The sequence below is a fragment of the Actinomadura sp. NPDC049382 genome, from assembly GCF_040677125.1.
Classification (GTDB): Bacteria; Actinomycetota; Actinomycetes; order Streptosporangiales; family Streptosporangiaceae; genus Spirillospora; species Spirillospora geliboluensis.
This window is the reverse complement of the sequence record NZ_JBFARO010000004.1, coordinates 161706-182996: the sequence shown is the minus strand read 5'-3', so window position 1 is coordinate 182996 and position 21291 is coordinate 161706. Positions and strand designations below refer to the sequence as shown.

Genomic DNA, 21291 nt, shown 5'->3' with positions numbered 1-21291 from the left:
AAAGGACCGATGGTGATTTGTCGGGCATGTTCGGGCCGTCGGGACTGCGGGTGCGGGCGCGGTCGGTGGAGTTGCCGGGCGGGGTGTGCGCCTCGTTCGCAGTGACCGGGTATCCGCGGGAGGTCGGCGCGGGCTGGCTGGAGCCGCTGCTGACCTACCCCGGCCGCCTCGACGTGTCCTTGCACGTTGAGCCGGTACCGCCGCTGGTGGCCGCGCAGCGGCTGCGCCGCCAACTCGCCCGGCTCGAATCGTCGTCCCGCGCCAACGCCCAGCACGGCGGGCTGGCCGACTTCGCGGCAGAGGCCGCCGCCGACGACGCCGCCGAACTCGCCTCCTCCCTCGCCCGAGGCCACGGCCGACTCTTCCGGGTCGGGCTGTACCTGACCGTCCACGCCGAAGACGACGCAGAGCTCGACGCGGAGGTACAGCGGGTGCGGGCACTGGCGGCATCGCTGCTGCTGGACGCCCAGCCCACCACCTTCCGCGCCCTGCAGGGCTGGACCACCACCCTCCCCCTCGCCCATGACAGTGTGCGGGCGCGGCGGGTGTTCGACACCGCCGCGCTTGCCGCCGCGTTCCCCTTCACCTCACCCGACCTGCAGCCGGTGCTGGGTGACACTCCGGTGCTGTACGGGCTGAACGCCTACTCGGCAGGGGTGGTGGTGTGGGACCGGTTCGCCCAGGACAACTACAACTCCGTCACCCTCGCCCGCTCCGGGGCCGGCAAGTCCTACTTCACCAAACTCGAGACCCTCCGCCTGCTCTACCAAGGCGTCCACGTCGCCGTCATCGACCCCGAAGACGAATACCAGCGCCTTGCCTGCGCGGTCGGCGGCACCCACATCCCGCTGGGCGCGCCCGGCGTGTGCTTCAACCCCTTCGACCTGCCCGAAGGGCAAGGCGAGGACACTCTGATCCGGCGGGCCCTGTTCGTCCACACGCTGATCGGGGCGATGCTCGGCGAACCGCTGGCCCCGGCGGCGCGGGCGGTGCTGGACCGGGCCGTGCTCGCCGCCTACAAGGCGGCCGGGATCACCTCCGACCCGCGCACCTGGAAGCGCCGCGCCCCGCTGCTGGCCGACCTGACCGACGAACTCGACCGCGCCGGCACCGATGGCTCGGCCGAGGCGGCCGATCTGTCGGCACGGCTCGCGCCGTACGTCACCGGGTCCTACCGGGGCCTGTTCGCCGGGCCGACCACCACCCGCCCCGGCGGGCACCTGGTGGTGTTCTCGCTGCGGGACCTGCCCGAGGAGACCCGCCCCGTCGGGATGCTCCTGGCCCTGGACGCGATCTGGCGGCAAGTCGCCGACCCGGCCGACCGGCGCCGCCGCCTGGTCGTGGTGGACGAGGCGTGGATGCTCATGCGTGAGGACGAGGGCGCCCGGTTCCTATACCGGCTGGCCAAGTCCGCCCGCAAGCACTGGGCGGGCCTGGCGGTGGTCACCCAGGACGCCGGAGACCTGCTCGGCTCGGATCTGGGGCGGGCGGTGATCACCAACTCCGCCACCCAGATCCTGCTCCGCCAAGCACCCCAGGCCATCGACCAGATCGCCGACGCTTTCGACCTCACCGACGGCGAGAAGACCTTCCTACTCGCGGCCGATCGCGGTCACGGCCTGCTGTGCGGAACCGGCGCCGGATCCGACAGGGCCGCCTTCACCGCCATCGCCAGCGGCCACGAGCACCAACTCGTCACCACCGACCCGGCTGAACTCGCAGAACTCGGCGGCGGCCGTGCCCAGCACGACACGGTCACCGCAGCCACGGACACGGAGGCCGGCCACCGATGACCTGCACACCCCTGCTCCAGGACCCCGTTCTGCTCCACGACTCGAGCGGCGGCACGGGCCTGTACGGGCTGCTGTCCGACCTCGGTCACGCCCCGCACCGGCTCATCGACGCCGCCACGGAGTACGGGCCCGTTGCCGTGCTGAGTGTTCTCGGTGCGGCCGCCGCGTGGGCGAGTGTCCGGTGGGTGCTGTGGGACTGGCGCAACAGCCGGCTCGCCCCGGGCGCCCGGTTGATCGAGGTGGCGGTGCCGCCGAAGGTGGAGCCGGCCAGCGCCGCCGCCTGGTGGGCCCGCCTCATCGGCCTCACCCACCCTGCCTGGAAGCGGCTGGTCTTTGGGCAGCCGCACCTGGCCTTCGAATACCGCGCCGATCACAACGGCGTCCGCTTCCACATCTGGGTGCCCGGCACCATCCCGCCGGGGATAGTCGAGAAGACCGTCCGAGCGTCCTGGCCCGGCGCCACCCTCACTACTCACCCCGCCACACCACCCCTCCCCCTCAATGAGGAGTACCAGGCGGCAGGCGGACGACTGGTCCTGGCCCGACCCGAGCACTTCCCGCTCACCAGCGGCCACGACACCGACCCGCTACGGGGCCTGCTGGGGACGGCGTCCGGGCTGGCCGAAGGCGAACATCTGGCTGTGCAGATCCTGGCCCGCCCCGCCACCGGCCGCCGCCTCGGCAAAGCCCACCGGGCCGCATCAGCGCTACGCGGGGGCCGCTCCACCGCACCCCAGAGCCTGATGTTCGACCTGGTTACCCCCGGCATGTCCGGCCACCACAACCCGGCCGAACTCACCCGCCTGCACCCCGAACGCGCCGAACAAGTCCGCGCCGTTCTCGGTAAAGCCGCCCAGCCGCGTTTCGAGATCCAGATCCGCTACGGCGTGGCCACCCGCCACCCCGACCAGGTCGAGGCTGGGTGGCTGCGGGCGCACGCCCACGAAGTCGCGTCGACGTTCGCGTTGTTCACCTCCGGCCACCAGCGCCTGCGCCGCAGGCGCCTTCGCCAGCCCGTCGCGCGGCTGAAGTCTCGGCACCTGCACCGCGGCTACCTGCTGTCGGTTCCGGAGTTGGCGGCGCTGGCGCACCTGCCCTACGACCTGGCCGCGCCCGGCGTGACCCGCGCCGGCGCCCGCCCCATCGCGCCCTCGCCCGCCGTCCCGGTGGCCGGGCCCGGTGTCCGCGTGCTCGGCGACTCCGAGGCGGGGGCGCCGCGCCCGGTCGGGCTGACGGTCGCCGGTGCCCGCCAGCATCTGCACGTGCTCGGGCAGACCGGCGTCGGCAAGTCCACCTTCCTGGCCAACCTCATCCTGTCCGATGCAGCCGCGGGGCGCGGCGCGCTGGTCATCGACCCCAAAGGCGACCTGGTCGCCGACATCCTGGACCGGCTCCCCGAGCGGGCAGTCGGGCAGTCGGTGGTGTTCGACCCGGCCGACCGGGGCCGCCCGCCCTGCCTGAACGTGCTGGCGGGCGGTGATCCGGCGTTCGCGGCCGAGTCGATCGTCACCACTTTCCGCCGCTGCTTCTCCTCCTCGTGGGGGCCGCGCTTGGACGACCTGCTGCGCTCGGCGTGCCTGACCCTCACCCGGGTCAACGGCGCCCGCGCCACCCTGGCCGACATTCCCCGCCTGCTGACCGACACCCCCTACCGGACTCGGGTCACCGCCCGCCTGGACGACGAACTGCTGCGCGGGTTCTGGGCCTCCTACGACGAACTGACTCCGGCGGCACGGGCATCGGTGATCGGGCCGGTGATGAACAAACTCCGCGCAGTGCTGCTGCGGCCGTTCATCCGCCACACCCTCTCGGGCGGTGCCTCCACCCTCGATCTGGGCGGCATGCTCGGGACCGGCGGGCTGGTCTTGGCGCGGCTGCCCAAGGGGGTGCTCGGTGAGGACGCCGTCCGCCTGTTCGGGTCGCTACTTTTGGCGCACACCTGGCAGGCCATCACCCCGCGCGCCACCCAGCACGAGGGCGAGCGGCGCGACGCCTCCGCCTACATCGACGAGGCGCACAACTTCCTCAACCTGCCCGGCTCCATCTCCGACATCCTCGCCGAGGCCCGCGCCTACCGGTTCAGCCTCACCCTGGCCCACCAGCACCTGTCCCAGCTCCCCAAAGACCTACGCGACGCGGTATCGGCCGACGCCCGCAACAAGATCTACTTCGCCGCCTCACCCGAAGACGCCACCGACCTGGCCCGCCACACCGCACCCCTACTCGCCCCGCACGACCTCTCCCACCTGGGCGCCTACCAGGCGGCGGCCCGGCTGATGGACGGGAACGCCCCGACCCCGGCCTTCACCTTCCGCACCCGCCCGCTCCCCGACCCGGTCCCCGGACGCGCCACCGCCATTCGCCGCGCCTCCCGCGAGCAATACGCCGCCGGACGCGGCAAACGCCTCATCCCCGCCGTCGGGCTCCGCGACCTCGCCGGCGCCTCAACTTCAGCCACCGAGAGCGACGGCCCAGCGGACCGGACGGCGGACGGCTCAGCAGACGGCGCGGATGCCGAGTTGGAGGATTCGTGACCCGCCAGCCGAAGGCGTCCATCAGGCAGCGCGGCGCGCAAGTCCGGCCTCCCCGGATGACGGCCGAACTGGTGGCCGAGGTGGCCTACCGGCTCACCGCACGCGACCGGGAACTGCTCGCCCTGGTGTGGGAGCACCGCGTCCTGACCACCGGTCAGCTCACCGCGCTTTTCTTCCCCAGCCCCGAACGTGCTCGCCAGCGCCTCAACCGACTCCACCGCCTGCATGCGCTGCTGCGGTTCCGGACCTGGGTGCCGGTCGGGTCCGGGCCCTGGCACTGGGTCCTCGGGCCCGCCGGAGCACACGTGCTGGCCGTCCAGCACGGCCAGACCATGACCGAGTTCGGATACAGGCAAGATGCCGCGACCGGCATCGCCGTCTCACCCCGCCTGGCCCACCAGACCGGCGTCAACGACTTCTTCGTCCGGCTGCACTCCCACGCCCAACAATGCGGCGACGGCACCGCCTTGGACCATTGGTGGTCCGAGCACCGCTGCGCCGCCCACTGGGGTGACCTGGCCCGCCCGGACGCGTTCGGCCGCTGGACCGAGCCCCGCCCCGGCAGCACCGCAACAACGGTGGACTTCTTCCTCGAGCACGACACCGGCACCGAAACACTCGCCCGCGTCGCCCGCAAACTCGGCGGCTACGCCGACCTCGCCGAAGCCACCGGCACCACCACCCCCGTCCTGATCTGGCTCTCCAGCCCCAAACGAGAAACCAACCTTCGGGTCCTACTCGGCAACCCCGAGGTTCCGGTCGCCACCGCCGTCCACACCCCCGCCACGTCACCTGACGGCCCCGCCGGGCCCGTGTGGCTGCCCGCCGGGACCACCGGACGCAGGCTCCGCCTCGCCGACCTGGCCACCTTCTGGGGAACAGTGCCCCGGCACGAGTCGGAGACCATCTGATGCCGCCGGTGATCGGAGCAGCCGCCGCGCTCCTCGGACTCGTTGCGGTGCTCATCGCCGTCCTCGGCGCGGTCCTCCCCGGATCCGGGGCCGAAAGCGGGGCCTGCCAGCCCGCCCCCGGCGACTCCGTCAGCGACATCCCGCCCGCCTATCTGAGGCTCTACCGCGCAGCCGGAGAAAAGTACGGGATCGGCTGGCATGTTCTGGCAGCCGTCGGAAAGGTCGAGTCCGATCACGGGCGCGGCACCGGGCCCGGTATCGCCTCGGGCCGCAACCACGCCGGAGCCGCCGGACCCATGCAGTTCATGCCCGGCACCTGGACCTCATTCGGTGTCGACGGCAACCACGACGGCCGCAAGAACGTCTACGATCCGACCGACGCGGTACCCGCCGCCGCCCGCTACCTGCGGCACGGCGGGGCCCCTGAACGAGTTCGGGCCGCGCTGTTCCAGTACAACCACTCACGCGCCTACGTGGACAAGGTCCTCCGCCAAGCCCGCGCCTACACCCAAGGCGGGGCTCAGGCCGAGACGAGTCCAGCCGAGTGCGCCGGCGCCTTCTCTGCAGCGCTGCCTCCCGGCAAGGCCGCCGCGAAAGCGATCGCCTACGCCCACGCGCAACTCGGCAAACCCTATGTGTGGGGTGCCACCGGGCCGGGCGCCTTCGACTGCTCGGGACTGACCTATGCCGCCTACCGTGCCGCCGGAGTCGACATCCCGCGCGTGTCCGGAGCGCAGTGGCGGCATGGACCCCGGATCCCCGCCGGACGTGAGCAGCCAGGTGATCTGGTCTTCTTCAACTCCGGTCCCGGCACCGCCGCCAACAATCCAGGGCACGTCGGCCTGGTGGTCGGCGGCGGAAAGATGATCGCCGCGCCGCACACCGGGACCGTGGTGCAGGTCCAGTCCTACCGCCGCTCCACCCTGCTCGGCTTCACCCGACCTGCCGCGCACCGGAGAGCAGAGACGAGGGCGAGAGGAGCCGGCCGGTGACCGACCGCCTCATCCGGGCGACCACGGCGCTGGCGGTGGTGACGGTCGCCGCTGTGGCCGCGCTCATCTCCTACGCGCACATGCTCGACCTGGTCCGCTCCTATGGCGAGGCCGGGGTTACGGCGCGGCTGGTTCCGTTCACGGTGGACGGGCTGATCTGGGCGGCTTCGATGGTGATCCTGGATGCCAGCCGCCGCGACCGGCCTGTCCCGGCGCTGGCGGGATGGAGCCTGGCGGCGGGCATCTGCGCCACCGTCGGCGCCAACGTGGCGCACGGCGCCGCACACGGCCCCATCGGCGCGCTGGTCAGTGCGTGGCCCGCGCTGGCGCTGGTCGGCTCGTTCGAGTTGTTGATGACTCTCACTCGCCACGCGCGTCCGTCCTTGGCGGGTGAGACGGGCGGGCGCACCAGAACGGAGCCGACCGAGGCCGCGTGCGCCGAAGTGGAGCAGACGCCGGAGCAGGCCGTGCTGGCGGAATATCTGGCGAGCCTGAACGGGCCGGGGCGTCCGCTGTCGCAGCGGTACCTGGCTGACAAGCACGGCATCGATCGGCGCAAGGTCAAGCAGATCATCGCCCGCGCCCAGGGACCGGCTTCATCTTCACCCAGTACGCCTTGATCTCGCACGCCGAAGTGATGGGGGCGCGGTCATCACGCCTCTTCGTCAGTTGGTCATCGTGAGGGCCGGTCGGCGGCGGCTGTCGGCGCCAGGCCGTCAGGGCGGGAAGGGCCGCAGGAGGGGCCGTAGGCGGGGCCGCTGAGGGCGTGGCCGAGTTCGTGGTAGGTCTCGGCAACATCGGTGCTTCCGGCGTGGTGTCCGCACCGGCCACCGTCCATCTTCTGGCAGCCAGGGCAGGACTCGGGGATCGGCGGGCGGGCCGTCGCGGCCTCGCACAGGGCGGTGAGCAGCGCGGCCTCGTTGTCCAGGATCGGCTCGGCCGCCTCAGCGACGCGGTAGGCGACCGCGACCACCTCCTGCACGGCCTGCAGCCGGTCACGGGGCTTCCCGTCGAGTTTGGCGGTGGCGTCGATGAGGGCGCACAACTCAAAGACCAGGCAGGCGCCGGTCGCCTCAGGCTGGGTGACGGCTGCTGAAAGGTTGCTCACGCGTGGGTCCTTTCGGTGCGGGTGGTGAGGGCGTCCAGGTGCGCGGTGTCGCGGTAGAAGGTGCGGGCGGCCTCGATGAAGGCGACGGCGAAGCCTTGGGCGAACGGGTCGGCGTGGCGCGGGATGCTGTGGTCGGTCAGCGCACGGCGGGCAGACTCGCGGGCGCGCCACAGCGCCTCGACGGGGTCCAGGCCCTCGTGGTCGATGTCGGTGACCGGCTCGTCCCACCAGGACGCGGTGGCGCGGGCGGCGGCGACAACAGCAACGGCGGCGGCGATGTCCTCTCCTTCGTCGAGGCCGGCGAGCATCTTCGCCTCTGCCTCGCAACGCCGCTGGTGGGCGTCGTCATGGCGGTCACGAATGTAGGACTCCATGCGGTTCACAGTGCGGCTCTCCTGCCGGTGTTGGAGCTCTCTTGGCTATGCCAGCGCCGCCGTCTTCCATCCAGGCCAGGCGGTCACGGGGCGCGTGGCAGCGGGTTGGCGGGTACGGCTGCGGGCCCGGTGCGCCCCTGCCGGGGGCGCACCGGGCGCGGGTGGTTACGCGTTGCGGAGGGCGCGGGCGGCGGCGGTGGCGATGGTGTCGGCGGCTGTGGTGGGGTCGGTCAGGGTGACCAGGTGCGCGCCGTTCATGGCGCGGGTTTTGGCCGTCATCGACAGCCACAGCACGGCGCATCCGGCGGTGGTGAGTCGGTCGATGCGTTTCTGGCCGTCGGTGGGCTGGTCGTCTTTGAAAATGCCGTCGGAGACGATGACCAGCAGGCGGGCGGCGCCGGGGCGGGTGAGGTCGAGGGCGGAGTCAAGGGCGTCGACGGCCTTGACGAAGTCTTCGCGCGGATCGCGGGCGGCGAACTCGGTCACGGTGCTGGGGGTGTGTCCGGGGTGGACGATCGGGCGGACGTTGGCGCCGAAGATGACGGTGGCCGAGGCGGCGTCGGGAATGTGTCCGGCGGCGCGGGCCATGATCCACGCGGCCGATGCCACCGGCGCGGCCAGGGTGTTCATGGAACCGGACACGTCGCAGGCGATGCCGACCCGCAGCGGCGGCGCGGGCACATGGCGGCGGGTGGTGCGGGTGAACGGTTCGGCGGTCGGGACGGTTCCGGCGGCGCGCTGGGCGTCGACGGCCAGCGCGCCCCGCATCGACAGGCGTCCGGGCGGGGTGGGTGAGGTGTGGGTGGTGGTGACGCGGTCGCGGTGCGCGGCGGCGCGCAACCGGCGGGCCAGGCGCCGGGCGGCGGCCTGCTCACCAGAGGTGGGCGGGCGGGTGCCGGTGATCGCGGTCCGTCCGCGCGCCGTGGTCGGCGCGGTGCTGGCGCCGAACACGCGCCGCGCGGCCCGCTCGGCCGCCTCGCGGGCGTCCTTCTCCTGCCGCCGCTTCTCCGCCGGGTCGTCGGGGCCGGGCGCGCCGGTGGCCGAGGTGGCGGCGGCCGCGTGCACGGCCACCATGGTCGCGCCCAGCGCCTCGGCCAGCGGCGACGGGTCGCCGGAGGCGCCCGGTGTTCCGGGTGGCGGGGGCGGTGCGGGGCGGTCGGGGTTGACGTCCAGAATCCGGCACCAGCGCCGCCCCAGGTCCATCATCGCCTCGGCGTCGTCGTCGGCGGTGGCATGCGCGCGGTGCCACAGCGCGGCCAGCGCACTCAACCGGGTCGGCCCCAGGACGTCGAGGACGGCCTCGGCCAGAGGCCTGGTTTCATCTGGTTCGAGGATTCCGGCGTCGGTGCGGGCCAGGATCAGCGCGGCGGCGCGTCCGGCGTTCCACGGCGTCATCGCCGCGTGCGGTGTCGTCACCGGCGGCGCGGTCGCCGGTGCACCCGCCGAGGCGCCAGACGAGGTGCCGGACGGGGCGCCAGTCGGGGCGCCACCGGACGGCGCGGGCGCGCCGGGGGCGGGCGGGGTGGTGGGTGCGGCGGTGGGCGGGGTAGTGAAGTCGTCCAGGATGAGGCTGGTGGCCGAGGCGCGCAGCCAGCGGCGGTCGGCGGGGCGGCGGCGTACCTGCGCCGCCTCGATCCGCGACTCTTCCAGCGCCATCGCGGCATCGGCTGCGGCTGCGGGCGCACCGTCCGGCACCGACCAGCGGGTGTGAGTGGCGTGCGCCGCCTCATGCGTCAGCACGCCCCACAGGGCCGGGTAGCGGTCCCGGTCGGCGGGCCAGGACGGGTCGCACATGGCCGGGTCCAGACGCAGGTGAGTCCCGTCGAGTTCGATGGTGGCCAGGGCCGGGACGAAACAACCGGGCGCGCCCCGCCCGAGGCCGGGCGCGCACTGCACGGTGAGGTCTTCCCGGTCGGTGAGGTCGGTGACGGCGTCGGTGAACGCCGCCGACAGTCGCAGCCATTCCCCGCCCAACCCGGTCACCGGCGCCGGTGCGGGCGCCGGAACCGGGGCGGGTGAGGAGGGGGCGGTGGTGGCCGTTCCGGCGCCGGACGGCGCGGCGGGGGCGGGGGTGGGGATGACGTGCGTTGCCATGGTTCCTCCGTGCGGGTGCGTGCGGACGCGGTGCGGTGATGTGCGGGCGGGTGCGGGTCAGATCTGCTGGCCGAGGGCCAGCGGGGCGACGGCGCGCCCGTAGACGGCGGACACGACCTCGGCGACCACGTCGCGGTCCTCTTCGGGGGCGATGCCGAGAAGGTTGGCCACCGCCGCGTCAGGGCCCAGGACCCCGGACACCTTTTGGAAGGCGATCAGTTCGCGAAGTTGCGGCGCCCATCCGATCTCGCCGGATTCCTGACGGCGGGCCAGGTTGCGCGCGACGCGCACGGCACGCGGTTCGATGTCCAACGTCCGCGCGAGGTCGTAGTCGGTCGACACCCGGATTTGCGCGGCGAACCGGGACGCCAGCGCCTCGGTGAGCACGGCGCCGTGAACGCCGGGGTTGTGACCGGCGACCACGTAGAAACCCTCGGCGGCGGTGATCGTCTCGCCCTTGTGCGCCTTGACGGTGATCTGCCGCCGCCCGTCCATCGCCGGGTACACCACCGCGAGCACCTTCGGCGAGATGAGGGTGGCGTCGTCGATGAGCAGGGCGCGGCCCTCGGTCATCGCGGTGATCAGCGGCCCGTAGACGAACTCATAACCGCCGCCGGGCGCCTGGGTGTACTCGCCCACGAAATCGGCGACGGCGGTGTCCCCGTCCCCGGCAATCGTGATCAGGTCCGGGAACGCCGCCTCGACCAGGGACGTCTTCCCCGTCCCGGGCGGCCCGTACAGCAGGGCCGGGATGGACGCCTCACGCAGCCGCTGCAGCGCCGCCACGTCCGGCAGGTCCGCCAACCGGCGCGGGTGGTAGGTCTGACCGTTCGGCCGCACCACCGGCCCCACCGGCGCCTTCTCGCCCTTCCTGGACGCCCCCGAGGCGCCCGACGTGCCGGACGTCGGCGCGGGTGCGACCTTCGGCGCGGGGGTGGCGGGGCGACGCGCGATCGGGGCGGCGGGCGCGCCGCCGTTGAGGGCGTCGCCGGTGGTGGCGGTGGCCCGGTAGCGGCGCGGCCCGGTGGCCACCAGGTCGGCCTGCCCACGGTCGGCCAGCACGGTCAGCGCGTTACCGACCGCACCGGCCGACCGGCCCAGGTTCCGGGCGATCTCACCCGGCGTGAACGCCGCCCTCGGGCTGTCAATCAGGATCGCGGCAACCCTGCGGCGCAACTCACCCGACCCGAGGCGACCGGTGCCGCCGGGCGCCGGGACGGCGGGGCTCGTGGCCGGGTTGCTGCCGGTCGGGCTGGTGGCGGGGGTCGAGGTGGTGGTGGGAACGGTGGTCATGGCATGGCTCCTAGCGATGTGCGGGTGGTCGGGACGCCGGGGGCGGGCGGTGGCAGTGGCCCGCCCCCACGTGTGGCGGTCAGCGCGGTATCAGCGGGCGGTGGCGGCGGTGAACCGGCGGGGCCGGTCGCACACCAGCTCGGCCTCACCGGCCTCGGTGAGGCGGTCCAGGGCGTTGGACACCGCACCGGCCGAGTGCCCGATCACCTTGGCGATCTCGTGCGGGGTGAACGCCACACCCCGGTGGCCGGTCAGGTGCGCGGCGACCTTTGCCCGCATCTCACCCGGCGCCGAACGCGGCGCACCCGACGCGGTACGCGGGCGCCCGTTGGCGGCGGCGCGCACCAGCCGCCGCACCAACCCCGACCCGCTGTAGGCGCCCTCGGCCGCCGACAGCGCCGCCAAACCGTCCCCGGCGTCCAGTGCGGTCAACGCCGCCCCGATGGCGTCCTGCAGGGCGGTCAGCGCGTCCTGCGCCTCGGCCACCGCCGCCGCGTCCATCCCCGCCCCGGCGTCCCCGGCGGTGGCGGGCGCGTCCCCGGCGGTGGCCGTGTCCGTCTCGGTCGGTGCGTCCTCACCTGTGGCGGTGTCGTCGGCGGTCGGCGCGTCCGGCGCGGTGGCGTCCTCGGCGGCGGGGGCGGGGGTCGGCGCGTCGGTGGTGGCGTCCGCGTCACCGGTCGGCGCGTCCGGGGCGGGCGCGTCCGGCGTGTGGTCGGTGGCCGGGGTGTCATCGGTGATGGTGGCCGTGACAGCGTGCCAGGTGTCGGGCAGGCGCTTGCCGCCGTCCCGACCGCCGCGCGTCCGGGCGGCGCGCCCGTCACCCTCCAGGGTGGTCAGCGTCCGCGTGACGGTGGCGCGGCTGACACCCGACGCCTCGGCCAGCGCGGTCACGGTCGCACCCGGGTTGCCCGTCAGCGCGTCCCACACGTCCCCAGCCGCACCGGACGGGCGCGCCCCGCCCGTGATAGCGGCGGCACCGTTCCCGGCGTTCTCGTTGCCCGTGACGCCGTTCCCGGCGGCGCCATTTTCGGTGATGCTCTTCGCGGCCATTTCGACTCCCATTCGATGTGACCGGCGACCGGAATTCCGGCGCCGTTCCCGTTCATCGGGAGCTCGACCATTTCTCGATGCCGCGCCACTAGGCAAGCACCTTCGGCCACATTTTTAGTCACCTCAACGGCTGAACAACCTAACCATTCACGCCCACGCCCGCTAAACCCACCCGACGGTAAAGCAGATTTGCACCAATTCACACCCGGGCACCTCATCACGCGCGCGCCTTTTCGGGGTCCCGCGCGCCAAAAGGCGCGGCGGCGCGGCCCGACGGCACCCCATGCGAGGCGTTTCGCACCTCTCTCGCCTTTTCGACTCGTCGGGCGACGGCGACCTCGCGCCTCGGGCGCGAAGGGCCCAGCGCCGAGCCGCCGCCGGCGGGCCGGCATACAGCCGGTGCATCGATGGGAGAGAGGGACGGCAAACCGACCAGAGGAGATAGGTAGAGGCCGGATAAGAACCAGGCCCACATCGCAAGCTATTACCAGGGGTCGTCCTGGTGACGAGTCGGGGCCGCCAACAGAATATGCACCACCCGCTGCGACCTGCCCAGACGCCGCTAGCAGCACCTTCTGTTCATAAACAGAACCCCGAAAAGAAGATCGAAAAGAACCCCGAAAAGAAGTCCGAGAAGGCGGGACCCCTACGAGGCCGAGCATTCACCGCGCTCGAGCCGGTTCAGAATCGCGTCGACCCCGTCCCGTAGACCCGCTCATGCGGGCCTGCGGGACGGGGGCTCCGGTACGAGGAGCGTCTTCTACGCTGTCCCTGAGGGGCCAGCCTGCTACCGACAGGCTGGGCCCTCCCTACGACGCCAGCGTCACCTGCTGGCCCGGGCCGTTCTGGGCGGGGCGGCGCAGGTCCATGTCGGCCCACACGGTGAAGCCGTCCTCGGAGCTGCCGTGCACCCCCGTTGCCAGGGCCAGCTTGGAGACGGTGAGCAGGCCGTAGCCGCCCACCCGCGGCTCGCACCCCGGCGTCTCCGACCGGATCGTGGGCACGCAGCCCCCGCCCAGGTCGGTCACCGCGATGTAGGCGATCTCGGACAGCGTGACCTCCAGGCCGAACCAGCCCCGGTCGGTGCCCGACCGCGAGTGCCGGACCGCGTTCGTGGACAGTTCGGCCACCACCACGGCCACGTCCTCCTCTCGCCCGGTCCCCTCGAACAGCGTCGCCGCGAACACCCGCGCCACACGCACCTGATCGAGCCGACCGGGGTAGACACGACGCCACCGCATCGGCTCCGAACCCCGCAGCCATTCACCGGGAGAACGCAAGCCCCAGGTTCCGTTTTCCACTTTCCCCGTTCCCTTCTTCAGCTGCGCCGAATACGGCACGCAACCGAATGACGTGATTGACAGCGCCATTAATGAGCACCTCTCACGCCAGGTCAAGTGTCGACTACCGCCGTTAGTCAGGCGGGGAACAGGGTTCAGTGAAGAAGGGGCGCCTCTTTAGAGGAGCTGGGCAGCTTCGCTCTATGGAGAATTTCTGTCGTAGCGCGCCTACTCTCTTCGGCCGCTGCGGAGAGTTCGGTACTCAGTGGTTCTGGTATGACACCTCGGCCAAGGCCAGCAGACTGCACAGTTGAGGCAAGGTGTGCCTGTTGAGCTGCGGTGAGCCTTCCCTTGAGATCGTGATGCCGTAGGAGGTCTCGCGCAACGTAGCCGTCCTCGACGTCCAGAACCTCACTCACGATCCGACTGACTATTGGTTCACCATGAGTGGGCGCTTCACCGCCACAGAGGCAGACCGCATTAAGGGCCATGCGGACACGGAAGGTCGCAAGTGCCGGATTCGGCTCCAGGTCCAGGTATTCCTCAACCGGAGTCGTGTCTGCGGCCCTCGGCGGGTGTCCGGCAGCATGCAAGCAGAACATGGTCAGGCACGCCGCCACGGCCTGTTCCCACGCCTCGGGGGCCGTGCTTTGTTCGAGGGTCGCCAACGCTGCCTCCGGGTCTCCGCCGAGCGCCTGAGTGATGATGGCGGCCTGCCGTCCGTCTAGGAGTCGACGGCCTACACCCCGATGCTGCTGCGCGAATGCGGCCGCCTGTTCCCACCTGCCCGCCGTGACCAGGGCGCGGATGCCGTCGGCGAGCACGACGCCCCATAACCATTGGCACAGATCGCGGTGCTCGTCCCCCGAACCGGTCAGCTCACCGAGCGGAAGCTCCCGGCCGTCGATCCTTGCGGGTTCCCTCATCCGGACGGCTCGATACAACTCTCCGAGCTGGTTACAGGCCGCCTCCGGATTTCCAGCACGCATCCGGAGCCGTGAGAGATTGACGAGGGGTTCCAGCGCGTATCTTGCCGTTCGTGCGGTCAACGGCCGAGCGCACATGAACAGCTCGAACTGCTGTCGGCACAGGGAGCCGGCCAGTTCGGGCATGCCGCAGTCGCTGGCGATCAAGGCCGCACGGTTCTGTGCTGCCGCAGCCGCCGCGAGCCGATCAGCGGCGTCAGCCGCTCCGGTTGCGGTTCGCGCGAAGCCCGTGACCTCACAGATTCGTTCCTCAAGCGGCTGGCACGCTGGCCTGGGGCGAGCGACGAGAGGGAACGCACGTGCAGCCCGACTCAGCGCGGGTGTCATTGCCAAGTGATGGTGAGGCGCGTGTTCGGACGCTCGAAAACGAACCGGCCCGGTACCGGCTCCACCGCCTGCGCCGCCGCTTCGACCGGCGCGATCTCGAACTCGACGGGACGGGATCGGTAGTCCTGGTTCCAAGTACCGATGGCATCCGCCACACGGTCGGTCAGAGCGCCTCCGGTCGGGCCGTGACCGATGACCCCGACCTCGTACATCCGGCGGTTGCCGCTCGGGGCGTCCGGATCCTGCGGACGGAGGGTGAGATACGCGAGGTCGCCCTTGTCGACCACCGCCATAGCGCCCCAGCCGAACTGGGGGCGAACCAGGCCTTCGTCGATCGCCACCTGCTCGACTGGCATCCGGCTCAACGCGTTGTCCATGACGCAGGTGAGCCAAAGGTCGAGCCACTCGAATGATTCGTCTGCCCTGAACAGCACTCCTGTCCATGCCTCGCTGCGCGAGGTCTCCAGGACGCCGCTCAGCAACGACTCGTCCACGGCCTGCTCACGGTTGGTGTGAAGGCACACCGTTCCGTCAGCGGTCAGCCGAATGATGCGGCGCGCATCGTCGGCGATGCCCCGCAGGGGCATGAACGTGCACAACAGGCTGTTGCGGCTCAGCCAGCGCCCGTCGTCGCTGCCATGATCGAAGGCGATCGAACGGGATACGCCTCCGCGCAGTCGCAGCGGGACGACGAGCCGGCCGCCGGGGGCGAGTTGGTCCAGCCACGGCAGGGGCAGGTCACCCGCTCCGACTGTGGCGATGATCCGCTCGTAGGGTGCCCCTTCGGGATGGCCGAGCGCGCCGTCGGCGAGGAGGACCTGGACGTTCTTGGTTCCGGCGGCGGCGAGGCCGTTCCGGGCGCCAGTGACGATGTCGTCGTCAACGTCGATCGTGGTGACCCGGCCTTCGTCACCTACCAGGTGCGCCAGGAGAGCCGCGTTGTATCCCGTACCGGCTCCGAGCTCGAGGACGCGCTGACCGGGTGCCGGCTGGAGCTGCTCGAGCATCATCGCGACGACCGTCGGCTGGGACGCGGCGCTGATCGAGACGCCGGCGCCGTCCTGCTTGGTGTAGACGGCATCGTCGGCGTAGGCCTGCTCAAGCGGAACGCCGGGAACGAACGCGTGCCGGGGAACGGCGCGGAGAGCGGCCTCGACCCGCTCGCTGCGCACCGTCCCCTCGTCGCGCAGCTTGTCGACGAGGGCGTTCCGCAGACGGGTCGCGGTTTCCTCGCTGAGGTCGGGCGTTCGGCGGGTCTGGGTGTCCACCTCGGGGACACTAGGGTCGCCGCCGTCCGCGCCTGGCGTTGACGCGCCGTCGTGCAGGGTTCCCATGACTACCTCGCTTGTCAGTAGGGCCAGTGTGTGCTGATCGGTGTAGGGCAGGCCAAGGCGGTTCCACTGGAAGATCACGTGGTGGGCCAGGACGGCTCGCAGCCCACGTTCGAGTGCTCCACGCCCGGCGAGTTCGGCCAGCCGTCGTCCTGCCTGCTCGAAGACCGAGATCCAGGGGGCGATGTCGGCGAGAGGACCTCCGCTAACGAGGTCGCTGCCTGGCCCGACGTCGACGGTCATGAGCTTGCGCACGGCTGTCCTCAACTGCGGGGACGGGGAGCGGTCGAGCCGGATGGGACGTTGCCGGGCGACGCGTCTCCAGACGTCTCCTTGCTCGTACCAGTCTTGTCCAGCGGCGCGCATCAGCACGCTGCACAGCAGGACGCCCAACTCCCGGCAGCCCAAGGTCCGGCTGGCCGGCGGTCGCGCCAGGTGCGTGAGGACATGGCGGCTGTCGTGATGGAACAGCTCGTGAGCGACTCGCATGCCGGCCTCGCCGCCGAACGCGACTGATTCAGGCTCGTAGATGCCCGTCCTCCAGCCGGAGAGCCGGCTCTCCGATGTCGCACGATTCAGAACGTCCGTGAAGTAGGTCCGGACGGAATCGTCGGCGGGGAGGTAGCGAACTCGCCAGGACGGTGCTTTGCGGATGAAGAACCAGCGGCGGATCAGGCCGTGTTCTTCTGCACCGGTCAATGCGGGGAGCAGGACGTTCACCGCGGTGTTCTCGGCCGTACGCCAGTCGGGGAAGTCGATGACGACCTGCGGCCAGTCGCCGGTGTCCATGGTCATTCCTTCCTCAATGGTCCTGCTCAGGCGATCAGTAGGCATGAGTCCCAGCCTGAGACGGGCGGCGAGCCGGACGATGCTGCGTGGAGGGCGAGAGCAACGCCTGCGGCCCCTTCGAGGAATCCGAAGCATCCACCTGGTGGCCGGAGGAGTTCCGCGGCGAGTTGTTCCGCATCGGTGTCGCCCTCGATCAGCGCTTGCAGCGGCGACGGTTGGGATCTCGACATGGGGATACTCGCGTCGGCTGCACAACGGCTCGCGATATGTGACAGGCCCGCATGGCCATGGCACAGCGATGCATCGGTTATCGCGGCGAGCTGTAGTGGATCCATTAGGGCGCCGACAATGGCGCGTTCAGCCATCTCCCGGCGCTCCTGGTCACCGACGGCGAGGGCAGCCAACTGCTGTGCACGCGCTACGCCTGCGGTTCCGTAGCACCAGGATGGACGCGACGGCCTCGACGGAGTCGGCTGAGCGCCGCTCAGCTGCGCACGAGTGACCCAGTAGGGCCACCAGGGGCGGGAGGCGTCGTCCTGTCGCCATCGGTCGAGCCAGGTGCAGATGCGGATGATGGCTTCGGCCTGACCGTCCACGGCGTTGCCGTCTCTCATCGTCAGCGCGAGTAACGCGAGTGGGCCGGCGATCCCGTGCGCCATGCCGGTGTTCGCGTGCCCGCCCGGGAACTCGGCGGAGAGGCGTCCCGAGGGCGCGAGGGTGGTCCACCAGCCGGGCAGCGGCTCGGCGGGATCGTGAACGGGTTCCGTGAGCCGAACGAGGTAGGTCAGGATCTCGCCGAGTAGCTGGCCGTTCGTATCGCGCTGTCGCAGGTACCCGCCGATACCTGTCAGACCACGGATGGCGTCGAATTCGGCCAAGGCGGGAAGCTGGCCGGCGTCCATGCGCGCGTGCGCGGCGTCCAGGCGGCGACGCGTCTCAGCGGCGATGTGGCGGTCGAGGGTCTCCAGGGCGCGGGCATACCTGCCGAGTTCACTGCTGGCCGCGTGCAGGGCGAACGCGACCGCCGGTGCTCCGTAGTGCAGGTGGGAGCCGTTGCCCCCGTCGACACCGTCGACCGCCGCGGCGTCGAGCCACTCGTGGGCCCGCTGCCACGGTCCCAGCCCCGCGTAGGCGCGTTCGATGTGCAGCAGCGCGATACCGGCCGCACCGACCGCAAGGGACTGGGGCCACCACCCGCCACGCAGTCCCATAGAGCGGACGACGGAAGGTGAGGAGAGCCGCTCAGCGATGCCGTCGGCTGCGGCTTGGGCCGCCTCCCTATTCAGCGGCGTCATCCTTGTCCCCTCACACGGCGAGCCGTCCACGCTTGGGCGGCAGCGCGGGCAAGCCGAAGGGAAGCGCGTTCATCGTCGGGATCGAGCCCAACAGCCCGCATGTGGTGAGCGTGCAGCAGCGACGCAAGGACGGTGTCAGGATCGACGCTTTCGGTCTCGTGGAGAAGAGCGCCGTACGCCGCCAACGCCCGTTCCCGAGATCTCCATGCGTCCACGATGGCTCGGCCGCCGGGAAGCGCACGCAACCTCGCCCAGTCGTCCGTCGGGTCGGCCAGGCACACGGCTTCGTTCAGGACGTCGCGAGGTATCGGCATAGGGGCCTTGGCCGTCGCGTGCCGCGCCGCCCATGACGCCCCAAGTTCCGCACTGCCCGTGAAAGCGATGGCTATCGCCAGGAACTGGGCAGCCGTGAGGGCTTGAGGGTGGGCTCCGGACCGTTCGGTGAGCTGGGTTATGACAGCGTGCGAGTCGGCGCTGAACACGGCCTCTGCCGCCGCCATCAACGGTCCGGCTCCCCAACGTCCGGTCTCGGGATAGTAGGTGGCGAACTCGACGTCACGCAGAAGGCCAAGGCGTCGAAGTTGCTGCGCCCACGTACCTACGCGGGCGGCAGCCTGCCCGAACTCCGACGCGTCGGACAAGGTGATCCGGAGGCGTACGTGCGGCTCAGGGGCGTGGTAGCGGATGAACCACCAGCCGGGCTGCTCATCCCAAGCGGCAAGAAGGGCGGGAAAGTGCCGGGCTATCAGTTCCGACTGGTGGTCTGGAGACCCGTACAACTTGGCGAGCAGCCAGGCCGATGCTCCAGGCACATGCCCATCGCCGCGTCCGGCCACCTGAACGCCGATGGGCTGGCGCGCCTCCGCGGCGCGGGTGGTCGTCAGTTGGACGACGATTTCGTGGGCGCGTCCGTCGCACCATCCGTAGGCATCGGATTCTGCGGCTTCTTCGAGGACCACCCTCCTCGCCGTCCGCAGGCTGGCACGGAGCAGCGCGAGTTGGCCTCCGTCAGCGAAGTCCAGCGGCAGCCGGCGATCCCCTTGCACCAGCAGAACCGCGCGAGGAAGCCGCCGACGGGCGCTCCACCGCTGGAAGGCGGCTCTCCACTGTGGCCACGGGACGTCTTCCGCAGGGAGATCCGCCGCATCGAGGGTCCAGCGCGCCGGCGAGAGGATCGTGCGTCGGTATCGAATCCGTGGCAGGAACGGCAGGCAACCGGCCGAGCCCCAGTCGAATCCTGTGACCACGGCGGTCTGTGCTCTGCTGATCTCCGCGAGGAAACGGGCGATCGGTGGTGTGTGCGCTCGTAGGTCGAGAGCATGCGGCACCACCGGTTCAACACGCCGCCCCAGACTCCTGGAGGTCAAGTAGAGCCGTTTACCGTCGCAGCCGACCGCAAGGTCGTCCAAGGGAACGTGTGTGCTGGCTCCCGTCGGGTGCTCGGCCAGGCTGACGACGTACGGCAGCAACTCGGGGACGCGGCTGACGTTTCCAGCGCTTTCGTTGAGCGGGGCGAACGAGAGCTGGACAGGCAGCGCATCGGCCTCTTGCGTTGGAAGCTTCTCGAACGCGCGCCTGACAGGTGCTCGGTCGGCGTAGCAGAGCGTGCCGATGAACCGGCCAGTCATGGTGGCCGCGCCTCGGGAGATTCCGGTGACGGCGAGGGAGAAGTCACCGTCGTTTGCCGCTATCACCGATGCCGCACGCAACTGAAAGGACATCTCCAGGTGGGCCGGCCATTGAGGCGTTTCGTCCGACGCAAGCTGTTCGAGCGCCCGCTCGTCGAGGACGACCTCGTCATGTCCGTCGAGGACGGCGGCCTGCGCCAGCGCCACCATTCGCTCATCCCGCTCGGACACTCGCGGACGAGGCTGGGTCGCAGCGCCCAGATATCCGGCCGGGAGCCCGAGCCCGACGTCGGGATTCACCAATTCCAGGACGGGCACGAGCGTGCCGATGCCATAACGCTCGAAGAAGCGGGTGTGGTAGGTCTGCCATGCCCGTGTTCCGTGCGGATGGGCGGTCAACCGGGCGAGCACGGAAGCTGCGGCTTCAGCCTCGCGTGCGACGTGGCGAGGCAGAACGAGGCGGCTGTCGAGATGCAGGTCCAAGGCAATCGGCGGGGCGGGCTCGGCGCTGAGATCCCTCATCCGGGACGTGACATCGGTCCGCGTGCGTCGCCTGGTCGCAGGTTCGGCAGTGGCGTTGTGCCGCGTGAGTTCATCCTGGATTTGGCGTAGCCGAGCCAGTTGGTCCCTTGCCTGCGGAATGTCGTCCACCGGGGCGGCGTCGAGCTGTCCGATCACATGCCCGAGCACGTCGACGACCGTGGAAGCCGGACGGAGGCTGGTGATCAGGACGCGCTGTTTCACAAGGTCAGCCAGCATCCCGGCGATCGACGGCAACGACACCGAAGGAAACTCCGCGGCGAGTTTCGCGGCGAGTTCGTCGCACCGAATCGGCGACCGGGCAGCTTCGACGGCCAACTGGACTGCTGTCGTGTGTCGAACTGAGACCTCGGCTGTAGGAGGGCGATCCCGGTCATGGTTCCCAGACGGATAAGGCACGATCAATCGATCGCCGCGTTGAACGCAAGGGGCGTTGGTCACTAAGTGGAGTCGTAGGAAGAGTTCCGGGCACGATTCCAACTGCATGATCACGTCCGCCAGCCAGGCCCCGGTGGGGCGCGCGACAACGCGGTGGTGATCGCCCCAGCGCCAGGTCAGCCTCTTGCCGAACGATGCCGGGGCCACCCCGGCGAACAGGCCGAAGGGGGTGGCCCGGCCCGTCATCCGCAGGAGATATCGAGCCACAGACGACGCTGCCCGCCGTATCCGTCGGGCATCGGGGGCCTCCGCTGCAAATATCGTTTGCACTTCCTGTGCGAGCGCGGGGCTGGCATGGCCGATCGCGTCGGTGACCGCGTCGATCGTCCAGACATTCCGCAGCCACGTGAGCCAGTGGGCGACGTGTTTCGGAGAGTCCACGGAGAGATCAGGGCACGCTGGCACCGGTAGTTCCGTCAACGCGGCGGCACGCAGGAACGCAGAGTCGTCGCATCGATACAACCGGCCATCCACGGTGCCCCTCCTCGCCCGAACATCCATGCCTTCGCCCAGGTATCGCCGAGAGCC

General features: G+C 70.8%; 15 protein-coding genes. 5 read left to right on the top strand and 10 right to left on the bottom strand.

The window, feature by feature from the left end:
* Positions 1-26: 26 nt before the first annotated feature.
* From AB0K34_RS04555 to AB0K34_RS04535, 5 genes are read left to right on the top strand one after another with little or no spacing between them, the layout of a single operon-like run.
* The gene (locus AB0K34_RS04555; protein WP_364545467.1) at positions 27-1793 is read left to right on the top strand and encodes a conjugal transfer protein TraC; all 1767 of its coding nucleotides are present in this window, start codon (positions 27-29) and stop codon (positions 1791-1793) included.
* Entirely contained in the window at positions 1790-4327 is a 2538-nt protein-coding gene (locus AB0K34_RS04550; RefSeq protein ID WP_364545465.1) for a DUF87 domain-containing protein, read from the top strand. The genes AB0K34_RS04555 and AB0K34_RS04550 overlap by 4 nt, the downstream gene beginning before the upstream one ends.
* Complete coding sequence (locus AB0K34_RS04545; RefSeq protein ID WP_364545463.1) at positions 4324-5238, top strand: replication-relaxation family protein; 915 nt, start codon at positions 4324-4326, stop codon at positions 5236-5238. The genes AB0K34_RS04550 and AB0K34_RS04545 overlap by 4 nt, the downstream gene beginning before the upstream one ends.
* Positions 5238-6230, top strand: a complete 993-nt coding sequence (locus AB0K34_RS04540; protein WP_364545460.1) for an NlpC/P60 family protein — start codon at positions 5238-5240, stop codon at positions 6228-6230. The genes AB0K34_RS04545 and AB0K34_RS04540 overlap by 1 nt, the downstream gene beginning before the upstream one ends.
* Complete coding sequence (locus AB0K34_RS04535; protein ID WP_364545457.1) at positions 6227-6850, top strand: DUF2637 domain-containing protein; 624 nt, start codon at positions 6227-6229, stop codon at positions 6848-6850. Before AB0K34_RS04540 ends, AB0K34_RS04535 begins: the two co-directional genes overlap by 4 nt.
* A gap of 53 nt (positions 6851-6903) precedes the next feature.
* Here AB0K34_RS04535 and AB0K34_RS04530 read toward each other — a convergent pair whose 3' ends face one another.
* From AB0K34_RS04530 to AB0K34_RS04485, 10 genes are all read right to left on the bottom strand, one after another.
* A complete protein-coding gene (locus AB0K34_RS04530; protein ID WP_364545455.1) occupies positions 6904-7338 on the bottom strand; it encodes a hypothetical protein in 435 nt (144 codons plus the stop codon).
* A complete protein-coding gene (locus AB0K34_RS04525; protein ID WP_364545452.1) occupies positions 7335-7712 on the bottom strand; it encodes a hypothetical protein in 378 nt (125 codons plus the stop codon). The genes AB0K34_RS04530 and AB0K34_RS04525 overlap by 4 nt, the downstream gene beginning before the upstream one ends.
* A gap of 165 nt (positions 7713-7877) precedes the next feature.
* Positions 7878-9806, bottom strand: coding sequence for a hypothetical protein (locus AB0K34_RS04520; protein WP_364545449.1), 1929 nt, complete (start codon positions 9804-9806; stop codon positions 7878-7880).
* A gap of 57 nt (positions 9807-9863) precedes the next feature.
* Positions 9864-11099 carry an AAA family ATPase gene (locus tag AB0K34_RS04515; RefSeq protein ID WP_364545446.1) on the bottom strand — a complete coding sequence of 412 codons (1236 nt, stop codon included), beginning with the start codon at positions 11097-11099 and terminating at the stop codon, positions 9864-9866.
* A gap of 90 nt (positions 11100-11189) precedes the next feature.
* Entirely contained in the window at positions 11190-12149 is a 960-nt protein-coding gene (locus AB0K34_RS04510; protein WP_364545443.1) for a MarR family transcriptional regulator, read from the bottom strand.
* 809 nt (positions 12150-12958) lie between these two features.
* Positions 12959-13351 (bottom strand): ATP-binding protein, encoded by a 393-nt coding sequence (locus tag AB0K34_RS04505; RefSeq protein ID WP_364545440.1) that lies wholly within the window; start codon positions 13349-13351, stop codon positions 12959-12961.
* A gap of 233 nt (positions 13352-13584) precedes the next feature.
* Positions 13585-14562 carry a hypothetical protein gene (locus AB0K34_RS04500; protein ID WP_364545437.1) on the bottom strand — a complete coding sequence of 326 codons (978 nt, stop codon included), beginning with the start codon at positions 14560-14562 and terminating at the stop codon, positions 13585-13587.
* A 176-nt stretch (positions 14563-14738) separates the two neighbouring features.
* Positions 14739-16862, bottom strand: coding sequence for a methyltransferase, FxLD system (gene fxlM, locus AB0K34_RS04495; RefSeq protein WP_364545434.1), 2124 nt, complete (start codon positions 16860-16862; stop codon positions 14739-14741).
* Between the two features lie 26 nt (positions 16863-16888).
* A complete protein-coding gene (locus AB0K34_RS04490; protein WP_364545431.1) occupies positions 16889-18157 on the bottom strand; it encodes a lanthionine synthetase C family protein in 1269 nt (422 codons plus the stop codon).
* Entirely contained in the window at positions 18154-21237 is a 3084-nt protein-coding gene (locus AB0K34_RS04485; RefSeq protein WP_364545428.1) for a lantibiotic dehydratase, read from the bottom strand. The genes AB0K34_RS04490 and AB0K34_RS04485 overlap by 4 nt, the downstream gene beginning before the upstream one ends.
* Positions 21238-21291: the final 54 nt, after the last annotated feature.